Origin of the sequence: Leisingera sp. ANG-DT, from assembly GCF_000813785.1 — a bacterium.
In the GTDB taxonomy this organism is placed as follows: domain Bacteria; phylum Pseudomonadota; class Alphaproteobacteria; order Rhodobacterales; family Rhodobacteraceae; genus Leisingera.
The window spans coordinates 776654-789941 of the sequence record NZ_JWLE01000001.1 but is presented as its reverse complement, the minus strand read 5'-3'; the positions used below and the strand labels follow the sequence as shown (position 1 = coordinate 789941).

Genomic DNA, 13288 nt, shown 5'->3' with positions numbered 1-13288 from the left:
CAGTCGTGGTTTCGGTGAGTTTGGAGGCTGCCTTTGCGTCAGGCTGCATTTCGGTGCTGCACCGGGATGTTCTTCTCCGCGATGAGTTGGCGCACCTTGGCGCCGACGCGCGCTAGGGTTTGGTCGGTCGGTTCCGGCGCCGGTTCGGGCCGGTCGATCAGGTGGGCCGCGCGCAGGCGTGCCGGGTCAAAGCCCTGGCCGCGGGCAGCCTTCATGGCGGCCCAGGCCTGGGTGAACAAGCTGGTATCGTCCAGGTAGTTTTCCGGTGAGCCGACGATCTGGCGGGCGGTGTTGTTCATGTCTTGCATTCAATCCTCCATCGGTTGATAGGGGTATCGATAAACTAAGCAAATTGCGTAGGTCAAGAGTAAAACTAAGCAATACGCATAGTTTGCGTTAGCGCAGGGTTTACCATTGTGTATGGCTATTGCCTGCGGGGGATTCTGAGGTTGGGGATTCTGCCGTGCTGGCGAGGGCTTCATTTGATGAAGTCCCCCGACTTTCGCGCAAATTATGCGGACTTAGGCAAATGAATATGAACGAAGAAAAGTTATTGCGGTTGTTAAAAGAGGCGCGAGCCAGGTCGGGCCTTCCGTTGGACTTCTGGGCGGACGTAACGGAAGGACTGGATTACAGATCCCTCGAGATCCTGGTGGGCAAATCTTCGATCTTTCCAAAGTACATGAACTCAAGCGGTAAGCTGTAGCATTTCCGAAGTTTTTTTGCAGCGCTTAGGGAAAGTTCGCGCCGCGCATTTTCAAACGGTCCGTACGTCTGTTCGGTCATGCCTGCGCGTTCTGCGAACTCTTTCTTAGTGAGTCCGAGAATTTCGCGCACGCGTTTCAGCCGGGCTGCGACTGCTTCAATGTTGTCTTCTTGATCTTCAAGCATGATCAATTTCTACCGTTGAAGCTGAATTGCAGCACTGAGCAATTTGCGTATTTACTTCCTACGCAAAATGCGTAGTTACTTGGCGCATGAGTGCTGAGAGCAGAACAGAAACAGTTGCCAACTTTCTTGATGTCGCCGACCGGGTGCAGTTTCAAAAGGAAACTGGGTTCTCGGTGCAGTTGGTGACACGCGCGAAACGTGTGGGGCTCTTTCCCGCGCACTGGTTTTGGGCTGTTCGGAGCTACTGTCAAAAGCATGGAATTGAAGTCCCTGAACATCTTTTCAAGGGGCACCCGGACGCGAGCGGAAAGGACGCCGCATGAGCCGCCCCCGCCTGACCCTGATTGTGAACAATGATGTGCCATGCGGTGAGCCTGGCGCGACAGCCAGTCAAAAGTCTTGGTCAAATCAGTTTGACCCTTATGCGCTGAAGGCTGCTGCACCTGACTTGTGGTCGGCCTACTTCCGCGCCAGGTTCCGCAGCCCGCGCGAGGTTGCGCTGTTTTGCGATGTGAGCTTTCAGACGGCGCTGAACTGGTGGGGAGCGGTAACCGCGCCCACCAGCCATATCGCGCTGCTGGTCATGCTGACTGACCCGGGCGCGGCTGCGTTCTTCGATGATGAATTGGCGAGGGCAGCTTGATGGCTTACTCTCGTCCAGCTGGGGGCCTCAAGTTCGTTCCCTGTCCAAATAGTTCAGCCTTCAATCAGCGCCATAAATTCGGTTTCTCCAAGGATGCGGATCTCTTGGCCTGTCGCAATGAGCTCATCTGCTCGCCTGTGTTTGGTGCTCTTCTCATGGCCATTGAGCAGCGTCAGGTCCTGGTCACCAACAACCAGCAAGGTCACCTTCTTGCTTACGCTGGACTTCACCGTGATTCCCGCGCCCGCTGCGCGAGTAGCTGCTTCTGTCCGGGTCATGGTCATTTGACCGGTGAAGCAAGCTACATGGCCAAAAAGCGGTCCATTCTGGTTCCCTTCCAGGGTGACGCTCTTTGTGTAGTTCGCTTTGTTTTTCGCTCGCTTGTGACCCTTGGCGAGCTCTTCGTAGTATTCTCCAGTTTTTTGCTCCGCCAAGAGCACAACTTGAGCAGCGGCCTTGGCGTCTTCAGCAGCATCATGGTGGTCAAAGTCAAGGTCGAGATGCGTTTTCAAGCTTGCGAGGCCGTGGCCTCCATTGCCTTTCAGTTCCGGCCAAGCTTGTCGAGCAATCGTCACACTGTCATGCCAATGGCATTTCGGATTTGGCAATCCATACCGTCTACAGGCACCTTCGATTGCTCGCTTGTCAAAGCTGCTGTGCTGCACCAAGGGGTGTCGCTCGAGGAAGGCCCGCAGAGACTGAATAACTTGGCTAAAGTCAGGTTGGCCACTGACCGCTGCAGGGTTGATACCATGCAGGTTCACGTTGAATTCGTCGAAGTGGGTTTGAGGGTCAATCAGAAAGCTGACGGTCTGAACAAGGCTTTGATCAGACACCAGGGCGAGGCCGATTTGACAAATAGAAGATGTGTCAGAGTTGGCAGTTTCCACATCTATGGCGACAAAGCGGAATGTTTGATTGAGAAAGTCCGCGTTCGGAGCCGGTACCGGCCTTTCTACATCTTTTTTAGGTCTAACCGAGGCACTCTCCTTAGCAGTCGCCTTTCTGTTGGACTTTGGTTGATGATCCTGCCGACTGAGCGGGGAGTTCAATTGATGCAGGGCGGAAGCGCTACTTTTGTCTTCCTTGCGAGAGCGAAAGGCAAGGAAAAGGCCGACTACTACAGCGAGAACGAGAACAACAATTTCCAACTGAGAATCCCTTTCGTTGTTTGTTTGGTTACCGCGAAAGGTGCAGGCAATTGGGGTGGGGGACAAGCCCTGGTTGTCTGTCAAAATGCTGCAGGACGGGAGGGCCTCTCTCCCGTGACTGGCGCAGACTGGGGGCCGACGCACCTGCAAGCAGCCCCCATTTCCTCCCCTGTTGGGCCTGGGCGCGTGGCAGATGCGTTGCCATGCGCCCTTTTTCCCGCGGGAGCGGTTCGAAGGTCGAGCATCGTGCAAAATGGGACGGGGGTTGAGCAATGGGTTGGGCAGCGCTGCCCACGGCCTCCGGCCCGTCGATCTGGCAGCTGCCAGCGGATGTGCCGGCGGAACCGGAACAGGTCAGTTTCTTTGACGGTTTGGTGCAAGGCGGGCCGGAACAACATCAAGAGGAGGGCAGTGCAGTGAATATGCAGGCAGGGCATTTGCAGCCGGTAGATGCAGCCGAATTGCCGGAATATCCGCTGTCGGCTGACGACAGGCTGGACAGCCATTATTTCATGGTGTGGGAGCGTCGGCGCTGGCTGAACTCAGACATGCGCTTGAAAGGCACCCCGGAGTGCCGGGCGCTGTACTTCGATCTAACCAATATTGCCTATGACCAGTCGCCGGTTGGCACTTTGCCGGACGATCTGGAAGTGCTGGCCAAAATGCTCTTTGTCGAGGTCGGGCATTTCCGGTCCTTGTGCAAGCTCGATTATGGGCCGTTGCACAAGTGGACCCGCTGCATCTGCGAAGGTGGTGAGGTGCGCTTGATGCACCCGATGGTGCTCAAATCTCTGAGTGAGGCGATCGCTCGGAAAGAGGATAACCGGGCCAAGAACGAAGCGGCGAATGCTTCCAAGCGCCTGCAGCGGCTGCGGGCAACTGTGGCCGGGTATCACGCGGATCTAGCCAAGAATGACGCAGCCGTTCGCTGGATGGATGAATGGCTGATTAAGGAGGGTTGCGAGTACCGCAATGCCACCTGGGTCGAGCGGGCAATGCAGGCCTGGAGCAATCACATGTTCGATCTCGGGAGGGCGAGAGGAAGTGTCCCGAACTGTCCGAAAGACACTTTTGGACGGTCTTAGACAGTCTCGGACTGTCCTGCACGACAGGGACACAGACAGGGAAAAAACAAGACAGCAGGTCAGTCGCGCACCAATCCGGCGGTTTGACCTGTGGATAACTGGGTGGGCTTAGAAACAGGAGAGATGTGGGCTGATGTGCAGTGAGCAAACCGAAAACAAACGCGCTAGGGTGCGCCGACTGGTTTTGCAGCCGCTGCAGGACCTCGGGTTCCGGTTCCCGAAAGGGACGCCGGAGGAAAAGCAGCGGGCCACGCTGGACCGGTTAGCGGACTCTATTGCCTACATGAGCGATAAGGGGCTGATTGCTCTGCGGCAGTCCTTGCAGACCAAGGGCGAAGGTTCCGCCAAGTGCTTTTGGCCCTGCCGTGCAACGGTGATGGGCTGGGCCGAGGCACTGGAGTACCGCCCGCTTGATGAGCTGCCGGAGCTGCTGGGGTGGTTCAGGTCCCGTGCTGGGGCGGAGGCAATGCAGGACGGTGTGCTGCTGGCTGAATACCTGTTCTGGCGCGACAACAAACGGCCACCGGCAAAGGGGCCTGAGAAAGACCGGGTGCGGCGGCAGGCTGCCGAGTTCAACAATGAATATCAGAAGATCATGGAACGGCGCGCGCGCGGGTTCCCGGATATCCACGACCAGGGGGAATTCGTCCGCTGGTATGAGCGCACGCTGAAGAAGTGCGAAGCGTGGGTGAAGGAAGGCAAGGCGGCCCGCAATGGGGCTGGAGCGAAAGAAAGGGTGCAAGCGTGAGCGAGCATGTTGTGATTGTGGCGCCGGATGGTGTTGCGCAGAAGGTGCTGGCTGAGGAAGCCGCGCGGGTGGCAGAAGTGAAGGCGCGGGGAGAAGTGCCGGCGGCCTGCGGGTCGGAGATACCGGAGGCCCCAGCGCGTGGCGCGTTCCGTGTGTTTGAGCCGATGGATCTCTATCCCGCGGGGGAAGAGGGGTTTGAGGTCAAACCTGCAGGGTTTCAGGGCCGCAAAGCTATGCAGATGGCTGATGCCTTTGACGTGATGGCTGCCAGCGCGGCGCGGAAGAAAAAGCCCGCGCCGTTCTCGCCCGGTCAGGTTGCCATGGGGCGTCATTACCGGGATCTGCTGGAGCGGTACGAAAGCGCGGGTGTGCGCTGTTCCTCTGTCGAGGCAATCCGCACAGGCGGCAGCGGGCAGGGTGGCGAGTTCATTGACGCGGTGCTGCGCGACCGGGAAGAGATTGAGCGGCTGCGCCGCCGCATTGGCAACGGGGTTGCGATGGAAGTGCGGCGGGTGCGTCCGTCCAAGCGTGGCACGCGCGGCGCCATCAGCAACCGCGTCCTGGTGGATATGGTTTGCCTGCATGACAGGACGATCAGCGATGTGTTGCGCAGTCATCATTGGTCGGTCAATGGCGGCAACGTGAAGGCGGTGACGCGGGCGTTGGCCGGTGTGCTTGATGCGATGGCGGGGCCGGTGCTTGGAAAATTTGGCGTCAGGGCTTGCAACTTTTAGGATCGTAACTAAGTTCTGTTCAACGGGCAATGGCGCAGCCTGGTAGCGTGTCCGTCTGGGAACGGAAGGTTGCAGTCACTACGACTGCTAGCCCGATCATCATGAAAAACGCCTTGGAGATGTTCAGCTTTCGGGTCGAACAGTGAAAAGGAATTTATGATGACTTTACAGTCATTTGCGCCATATCTTGCACACTTGAAGGACTTGCTTTTGCTAGTTCTGATCGCCCTAAAAGTTTGGCGAGAGGTGAAGAGATCTAGGAAGGGCTAACCGCAGGGTCTTAGCCACCTATTCGCCTTTACCGATAATAAGGGGTTGACCCTTACATCATCTGCGTGCCACAGATTATGCATCATCACCAATTGCGCCCGCAGGAAACTGCCGGGCGCATTTGCTTTGGTACTCTCAAACATTGGAGATTGTCATGCGGCCAGCCGGAGAAAGCCCGGCGATGGGGTTCCCATGGCGCGCCTGAAGGTTTGCGTGGCGTCAGGCTGCGAAGATCTGGCGCTGCCCAGTCTGTCTCATTGTGAACGGCATGAGGCAGAGCGGCAGGAGAAGCTGAAAGCGCGGAGGGCGAAGGCGCAGACCTCGCCCGCGGCCCTGGCTGCCCGCAAGCTCTATGCAAATCCAAGATGGGTGAAGGCGTCCAAGGCTTATCTGCGGGATAACCCGCTGTGTGTCGACTGTCAGGAATTGGGGGTGGTTGAGCCTGCAACGGACGTTGACCACATCAAGCCGCACAAGGGCGACCGGAAACTGTTCTGGGACCGGAACAATTGGCAGTCGCTCTGCCATCGGTGTCATAGCCGAAAGACTGCGCGCGAGGTGTTCCACCAATAGGGGGGTATCTCGAAAATAACCGCCCAATAGTACAAACCGGCGGTGATACCTGAGTTTTTGCGCGGGGGAATTTGGAACTTTTTCACCACGGTTTCAGTGGGAAGGCAGGTGTAAGGAGAAGGATATGAAGGGCGCAAAACCAAGCCTTGATAACGTCATTCCGATGAAAGGTGATGCGCCGTTTCATGTGCCGGATGCCCCGGACTTCATGAGTTCTGAGGGGCGCGAAGTCTGGGAACGCCTGGCGCCGGTTGTCGCTCAAAAGGGACGGCTGGAGCCGCATCATGTGGATCTGTTTGCCGCCTACTGCGAGGCGTGCGCTGACTTCATCCGGTTCACTGGCGATATCGCAATGATGGGTTCCTACTTCGAGACCACAGGCCGCCACGGCAAGCAGGAAAAGAGGCGGGTTGTTTGGTCCCAGCGCAACGATGCCCTAGCGACTATGCAGCGGATATCCTCGTTGTTTGGCATGTCGCCGGTCGATGAAAAGCGTTTGGGTGCAGGCGGGCAGGGTGACCTTCTGGCCGACCTTGAACGCATGCTGAGCGGCAATGCATCCGCTTGACCATCCTGTCAGCCGCTACGCTGCCGAGGTTGTAGAGGGTGATATCATAGCCGGAGATCTGGTGCGGCTCGCTTGCGAGCGCCACCTGATGGATCTGGAAACCGGTGAAGAGCGCGGGCTGTTCTTCGATTGCGAGGCTGCCAACCGCGTTTTGAACTTCTCGGGGCTGATTCAGCACACAACCGGAGAGCTGGCAGGGAAGCCGCTTGAGCTGCAGCCCTGGCAGCAGTTCCGGCACGGCTCTGTCTTCGGGTGGAAGCACCGGGAATCAGGCTTGCGCCGCTTCAAGTCAACCTATCACCAGGTGGGCAAGAAAAACGGGAAGACCACGGATACGGCTATCCCGATGCTTTACACCCAGACCTTTGACGGGGAAGGGGCGCCGCAAGGATACTGCGCCGCGACAACGCGGGATCAGGCAAAGCTGCTGTTCAATGAACTGAAGCGCATGGTCCGGGCATCGCCGATGCTGGCCCAGCTTATGAAAGTCTGGTCGCACTCAATCTCGACTGCGCACAGCAACGGCGTGATTTCCTGCCTTAGCCGCGACGGCAATTCCGCGGATGGTATCAACCCGCATTTCGCTGCCCGCGATGAGGTCCACCGCTGGACTGACCGCGAACTGGCAGAGGTGGTTGTGAACTCGATGATCGCACGGGCGCAGCCGATCGATTGGGCAATTACGACGGCAGGCGCAGACCGCAACACGATCTGCGGTGAAACGCGGGACTATTCGGAAAAGGTGCTGCGCGGTGACGTGCAGGATGATGCGTTCTTTGCCTATGTCGCCGAGCCGCCGGAGGATTGCGATCCCGGCGACCCGGCAGCCTGGGCGATGGGCAATCCGAACTTGGGCGTAAGTTTCAAACACGAGGCGTTCAAGCGGATCTATGATGAGGCGACGGTGATACAGGCAAAGATGCCGAACTTCCGGCGTCTGCATCTGAACCTCTGGACTGAAGGCTCTCAGACTTGGATTTCCCGCGACGTGTGGGACAAGGGCGAGGCGTGTGCGCCCTTTGACCCGGAAATGCTCTACGGTCGCAAGGCGTGGATCGGCCTGGACCTGAGCCGAACCACAGACTTGACCTCGATCGTTGTTGCGGTGCCGTTGAATGGGCTGATCTACCTGATCACCTATTCGTTCATTGCAGAGGGGCCAAAGGGTTTCGTGGTCAGGGCGCAGACCGAAAACCGGGCCTATGTGAGCTGGCGGGATCTGGGGTGGCTGGAAGTTCACCGCGGCGGCGTGATCGATGAAGATCAGATAATTGAGCGCATGAAATGGCTGCGCGAGCGGTTCGACATTCAGGAAGTCGCCTATGACCGCTGGGGCATGAAATATGTGGCCGGTGAGCTGGACCGGCTGCGCTTCCCGCTTCTGGAGCACGGCCAGGGCTACGCTTCTATGTCAGCGCCGACCAAGCGTCTTGAAAACTGCGTCATGACCAACCGCATCCGTCACGGCGGCAACCCGGTTCTGGCCTGGGCCGTCGGCAATGTGATGCTGGATCAGGATGCGGCTGAGAATGTGAAGCCGAACAAGAAAAAATCAACGGGCCGGATCGATCCGGCTGTTGCTGCCATCATGGCGCTGGGGCGCGCCGAGGTGGGCGAAGAGAAACGCAAAGCACAGGATATCCTGATCGTATGAAACTGCTGGGGTTCAACATTTCGCGTGCGTCCAGCGAGGCGGCGCCGGTAGCTGAGCGCGTCGAGCCGCCTATGGTGTCGGCGCAAGCGGAAACCTCTGGCACGTCCAAGCCTGAACCCTGGCTGACGGATATCGGGTTCGGCGGCAGCGCTCCGTCAAACAAGCGGCTGCCGCGAGTCACGCCGCAGCGCGGGGAGCAGCACGGTACGGTCTTTGCCTGCTGCAACAACCTCGGCGGGGATCTGTCCAAGGTTCCGCTGAAGCTGTGGCAGCGCATGGGGGATGGGCAGGAGGTTCGCGTGCGGGAGCACCCTGCCAATTACCTGCTGAACGTGGAATCCTCGCCCGGAGTGCCGGCCAAACTGATGCGGTACGGCCTTGTTTATGCCTGGGCGCTGCGCGGCAATTCCTATGCCTACGGGCCGCGCGATGGCGGCGGCGAGCTGGAAATGATCGAGCTTGCATTGCAGGACAGTTGCTCTGTCCTGCGGGCTGGCCGGGAGCGCTTCTATGATTTCACCGACGGGGCGGGTGTGCTGCGCCGGGTGCCAAGCCGGTCCATGGTGCATATGCGCTATATGGCGCTGGACGGCTGGACGGGCCGCAGCCCTCTGCAGGTCGCAAGTGAAACCGTCGGTCTGGCTTTTGCCGGGCAGGAGTCGGCGGCGCGGTCGGTTTCGGGCGGGCATACCAAGGCCGTGATTAAGCTGGCTGACAACTATGAAAGTGCTGAAGACCGTGAGCGGAACGCCCGCAACATCAAGGCGCATGTCACTAAGCCGGGTGCTGATGGAATTCCGGTTCTCGGCCCTGATGACGATATCAAGAGCCTGGACCTGACTGCGGCGGATCAGCAGTTGCTGGAAAGCCGGAAGTTTGACCGCGAGCAGCTTGCAGCGATTTACCGCATGCCGCCCTCCAAGCTGCAGATGCTGGAATTTGGAGTGAAGGCAAACGGCGAACAGCAGGCGATCGACTACCTGACCGACTGCCTGCTGCACTGGTCTGGACTGGCCGAGGCCACGCTTGCGCTGTCGGTGCTGACCCGCGGAGAGCGTGAGCGTGGGTTTTTCCTGCGCCATGATTTCGGGGCGCTGCTGCAGCCGACGGTCAAAGAACGCAATGAGGCTTTGAACCGGGCTACCGGCGGCCCGTTTCAGACGCCGAATGAAAGCCGCCGGATGATCGGTCTGCCGCCTGTTGAGGGAGGCGACGAGCTGAACCCGGCGCCGAACATGACCCGCGACGACAGCAAACAGAAGAAGGGGAAAGAGGAATGAGCCAGCCGAAAATTGGCGCCCTGGTCGGAAGCGGCCCGCTTGCCATCCATGAGTCCGCCTTGCCTTCGTTGCAGATGGATCTGCCGAAAGAGGTGGCGGAACTGTCCGCAGCAATGACGGCCCTCGCAGCAGAGGGGGTTTCGATCGAGCGCGGCCAGCGTTACGCCGTTCACCGGGGAATTGCTTTTGTCCCGGTGCGGGGGGTTCTGACGCCCAATTCCGCCCTCCTGGAGCGTTACCTGGGCTGGACCACCTACCACGGCATTGCGGAAACCATGGCCGAGGTCACTGCCAGCGATGAGGTGCAGGCAACCGTAATGATCTATGACACGCCGGGCGGGTCGGTCATGGGCATTCAAGCTGCTGTCGAAGCCGTCAAGGCTGCTGCAAAGGAAAAGCCTGTGCATGGGATTGTGCACCCCCTGGCCGCGTCGGCGGGGTATTGGGTGGTCAGCCAGTGCACCGATATCAGCCTGACGCCGGGTTCCTGGGTGGGATCTGTCGGCACAATGATGACTGCGGATCAGCCGGTGCAGCCGGGCATGGGCGGGTTTCAGTATTTCATTCTGACCTCGGAGCACGCCGGGGCCAAGCGCCCGGACCTTTCCACGGAAGAAGGGCAGAAGCTGGCGCAGACGCGGCTTGATACCATGGAGGCGGATTTCCTGGCGGCGGTGGCGGAGGGCCGCGGCATTGCCGCCGCTGATGTGCCGGGCCGCATGAGCCGCACAGACAACGACGCCGACGGCGGCGATGTGTTCTGGGGGCCGGATGCGATCGAGCGCGGCCTTGCTGATGCAATCGAAACCGTGCCGGAATTCATGGCGCGCATCGGCGGCCTGTACGCGCCCAAGCCGCGCCAGAAATCCCGCGCCTACCTGGCGCAGGCAGAGGCTGCAAAGGCCGCAGCTTCCCACTGAAATTCGCTGGCAGTTTTGCCTGTGATCACCCTGCGCATTCGCGGCGGGGATAGCTGGCTGCGTGCCTGCAGCCTTCCATGACAAGGAGAAACAACATGGACCTGAACGATCTGCGCCGCGTTATGAAGGCGGCGGCGGAAGACATGGAAACCAAGGCCAAGGCGATCGAGGCTTTGGAGTCCGCCGACGATACGAAGGCCGAAGACTTTGACGCCGCGGTCGCTGCTTTCAACGCTTCCAAAGCCGAATTCGAGAAGGCGCAGGCGAGTGTCCAGCGTGCCGAGGCGGTGGAAGCGGCCAAGGCGGCAACTGCGACCTCGGAAGTCGAAACCGGCGCCGCTGCAGGTGGTTCGTCTCCCGCAGCTCCTGCCCGCCCCAAGCAGCCGGGCCAGGAGGCCATCGAAGTTGGCTTCATGGCTCATGCGCTGATCAACGCCAAGGGTGACCGCGACAAGGCGGTGGAGCGCTTGGAGAAGGACGGCCACACCGCCATTTCTGCTGCGCTGTCCGGTGCCACCGAAAGTGCCGGCGGTGTGACCCTGCCGCGCCCGCAGGGCGAGGCGGTGATCGGCCTGCTGCGCCCGCGCGTGACTGTCCGCAACTCGGGGGCCGTGGTGCATGACCTGCCCGCGGGTGAGCTGCGCAATGCGCGTCTGGCAACGCCGCCGACGGCCAGCTATGGCGCTGAGAATGCTGCGATCACCGAAAGCGAACCGACTTTCGACAAGGTTGAAGAGAAGTTCCGTAAGTTGACCTCGCTGGTGCCGGTTGGCAACTCGCTGCTGCGCCATTCCAGCGCGTCGATCGCGCTGATGGTGCGCGATGCGATCCTCAAGGAAATGGGCCTGAAAAACGACTTGGCCTTCCTACGCTTCGACGGAACCGGCGATTTGCCGAAAGGCCTGCGGCAGTGGGCGCTGGCGGATCACTGGCAGGATGCGGTTGCAAGCGATGTTGCGGCTGTTGAAGCCGCGATCCGGCGGTGTGTGAGCAAGGTGGAAGATGCAGATGTCGGCCTGGTCAACCCGGGCTGGATTATGCGGGCTTCGACCAAGAATTTCCTCGGCAGCCTTGTGCGCGCCAATGGCTTCAAGGTGTTCCCGTCGATCGACGAAAAGGGCACTCTGCACGGTGCGCCGATCAAGACCACCTCGCAGATCCCGGACAACCTGGGCGGCGGTGGCGACGAAACCGAGATTTATTTCGCGGAATTCAGCGAAATCATGATCGGCGACTCCATGGATATCACCCTGGGTTCGAGCACTGAGGCCTCTTACGTGGATACCGGCGGCAACACCATTTCGGCATTCCAGAACGACCTGACGCTGATGCGGGCGATTGCGGAGCATGACATGGCCCCGGCTCATGATGAGGCAATCGCGGGCCTGAACGGCGTCGGCTGGTCTCTGTAATCCCGGCTTGAAAACCTGCCCTGGCGGTTGCCGCCAGGGTGAAACCTTCTCTCAGAAACGGAAGTTCTGACATGTCAAAGCAAATCGTGAAATTCCTGAAAACCCATGGCCGCTACGTCAAAGGCGACGTTGCCGGTTTTGAACCGGCGACCATCGCGAAGTGGCCCAAGGGCACCTGCAAACCCTTTGACCCGGAAGAGGTTGATTCCGCGCCGAATGCGGACGGCGAGGCGGGCGCTGATGTGTCCGCGAAGCTGGCCGAGCTGGCGCAGCGCGAAGCTGATCTGAAGGCCCGCGAGGAAGCCCTGGCCGAGAAAGAGCAGGCGGCGGAAGAGGCGGGCAAAGCTGGTGGCGAACCGGCAGGCGCGGCTGAGGCCGCCAGCAAGGGTGCCAAGGCTTCCGGCGAGCCGCCGAAGCAGGGCGCGAGCAAGTAAGGGGCGCGTGCGATGCGGGTAATCGAACAGGCGGAAATCGTTGCTGGTGTCGACCTGGAGGACTTCAAGAAGTCCGTTCACATGGCGGCAGGCGATCTGGATGACGACGGCGCCTTGCAGCTTGCGCTGGAGTCCGCAGAGGCTGCGATTTCCACTGCAACAGGTTACCCGCTGACGCCCCGGGAAGTTGAATTTGTGGTTACCCGTGGGAGCTGGTGCCGCTGGTGGTTCCCGGTTCTGCCGGTGATCGAGTTGACCGGGCTTGCCCTGGACAATGGGGCGGGCGGCTGGACTGATCAGCCGCTGGTGGGGGCTTGGGTTCAGCAGGCATACGATGAGCCTCAGTTAGTGCTTGGGGCGTCTTGGGCTGGCAACAGCGCGGCAGGCGATGTGCTGCGGGTGCGGGCCCGTGTCGGCGGACCTGATCAGCCTACATTTAACCGCTTGCGGCAGGCAATCCTGCTGCAGGCAAAGGAATGGTTTGAGGCCGGGATCGCGATCGAGGCGGAAGATACGCCTCGCATGTCGTTCGGCGTGCATCGTCTAATCAAGCAGGCGCGCTACCGCCGCCCGTATGAGGTGGCCTGATATGGGCAGGCTTCTGGACCGCAAGGTGATCTTTTTGGAGCGCGGCCCTGGTAAGAACAACCTGGGTGAAAAGAAGCGCGATGTTTGGCAAGAGCTGTTTCTGGTTCAAGCTGGTTTTGAGCCGGTCAGCGACACTGAGCGCTGGCAGGCGGGGGCGGTCGAGCAAAAAGCGGATGCGCGCTTTACCGTCGGCTACACCGCGCGCACCGCGGCGATTACCGGAGAAAACCGGCTGCGTTTTGAGGGCAGCGATTGGCAGATTTCCGGCGTCAAGGTGATCGGCCGCCGCCGCTGGCTGGAATTCACGGCCTGGAAGGTCAGACAGCCGGAGGCGTGA

At 59.9% G+C, this 13288-nt stretch carries 16 protein-coding genes; 13 read left to right on the top strand and 3 right to left on the bottom strand.

The window, feature by feature from the left end:
- Nucleotides 1-38 precede the first annotated feature (38 nt).
- Both RA21_RS03840 and RA21_RS03835 read right to left on the bottom strand, forming a co-directional pair.
- On the bottom strand, nt 39-308 hold the full coding sequence (locus tag RA21_RS03840) for a hypothetical protein (protein WP_039146294.1): 270 nt from the start codon (nt 306-308) through the stop codon (nt 39-41).
- Nucleotides 309-630: 322 nt separating this feature from the next.
- Entirely contained in the window at nt 631-891 is a 261-nt protein-coding gene (locus RA21_RS03835) for a helix-turn-helix transcriptional regulator (protein WP_039146292.1), read from the bottom strand.
- A 319-nt stretch (nt 892-1210) separates the two neighbouring features.
- Here RA21_RS03835 and RA21_RS03825 point away from each other — a divergent pair, with 319 nt between their 5' ends.
- Entirely contained in the window at nt 1211-1534 is a 324-nt protein-coding gene (locus tag RA21_RS03825; protein ID WP_039146287.1) for a hypothetical protein, read from the top strand.
- Nucleotides 1535-1587: 53 nt separating this feature from the next.
- On the opposite strand, the gene RA21_RS03820 is transcribed toward RA21_RS03825, so the two are convergent.
- Entirely contained in the window at nt 1588-2769 is a 1182-nt protein-coding gene (locus tag RA21_RS03820; protein ID WP_241483469.1) for an exonuclease domain-containing protein, read from the bottom strand.
- Between the two features lie 248 nt (nt 2770-3017).
- On the opposite strand from RA21_RS03820, the gene RA21_RS03815 reads away from it, so the two are divergent.
- From RA21_RS03815 to RA21_RS21935, 12 genes are all read left to right on the top strand, one after another.
- Nucleotides 3018-3770 (top strand): hypothetical protein, encoded by a 753-nt coding sequence (locus RA21_RS03815; RefSeq protein WP_241483468.1) that lies wholly within the window; start codon nt 3018-3020, stop codon nt 3768-3770.
- Between the two features lie 133 nt (nt 3771-3903).
- Nucleotides 3904-4518 carry a hypothetical protein gene (locus tag RA21_RS03810; RefSeq protein ID WP_152610474.1) on the top strand — a complete coding sequence of 205 codons (615 nt, stop codon included), beginning with the start codon at nt 3904-3906 and terminating at the stop codon, nt 4516-4518.
- A complete protein-coding gene (locus RA21_RS03805; protein ID WP_052257581.1) occupies nt 4515-5252 on the top strand; it encodes a hypothetical protein in 738 nt (245 codons plus the stop codon). Before RA21_RS03810 ends, RA21_RS03805 begins: the two co-directional genes overlap by 4 nt.
- Nucleotides 5253-5714: 462 nt before the next feature.
- A complete protein-coding gene (locus RA21_RS03800; protein WP_039146285.1) occupies nt 5715-6095 on the top strand; it encodes an HNH endonuclease in 381 nt (126 codons plus the stop codon).
- Between the two features lie 124 nt (nt 6096-6219).
- The gene (locus RA21_RS03795) at nt 6220-6663 is read left to right on the top strand and encodes a P27 family phage terminase small subunit (protein ID WP_019295495.1); all 444 of its coding nucleotides are present in this window, start codon (nt 6220-6222) and stop codon (nt 6661-6663) included.
- Entirely contained in the window at nt 6650-8317 is a 1668-nt protein-coding gene (locus RA21_RS03790; protein WP_019295496.1) for a terminase large subunit, read from the top strand. Before RA21_RS03795 ends, RA21_RS03790 begins: the two co-directional genes overlap by 14 nt.
- On the top strand, nt 8314-9597 hold the full coding sequence (locus RA21_RS03785; protein WP_019295497.1) for a phage portal protein: 1284 nt from the start codon (nt 8314-8316) through the stop codon (nt 9595-9597). The genes RA21_RS03790 and RA21_RS03785 overlap by 4 nt, the downstream gene beginning before the upstream one ends.
- Entirely contained in the window at nt 9594-10517 is a 924-nt protein-coding gene (locus RA21_RS03780; protein ID WP_019295498.1) for a S49 family peptidase, read from the top strand. Before RA21_RS03785 ends, RA21_RS03780 begins: the two co-directional genes overlap by 4 nt.
- 95 nt (nt 10518-10612) lie before the next feature.
- Nucleotides 10613-11929: a phage major capsid protein gene (locus tag RA21_RS03775; RefSeq protein ID WP_152610473.1), complete on the top strand. Its 1317-nt coding sequence runs from the start codon at nt 10613-10615 to the stop codon at nt 11927-11929.
- Nucleotides 11930-12000: 71 nt separating this feature from the next.
- Nucleotides 12001-12363 carry a hypothetical protein gene (locus RA21_RS03770; RefSeq protein ID WP_019295500.1) on the top strand — a complete coding sequence of 121 codons (363 nt, stop codon included), beginning with the start codon at nt 12001-12003 and terminating at the stop codon, nt 12361-12363.
- A gap of 12 nt (nt 12364-12375) precedes the next feature.
- Entirely contained in the window at nt 12376-12951 is a 576-nt protein-coding gene (locus RA21_RS03765) for a hypothetical protein (protein ID WP_019295501.1), read from the top strand.
- 1 nt (nt 12952) lies between these two features.
- Nucleotides 12953-13288, top strand: a complete 336-nt coding sequence (locus tag RA21_RS21935) for a head-tail adaptor protein (RefSeq protein WP_052257580.1) — start codon at nt 12953-12955, stop codon at nt 13286-13288.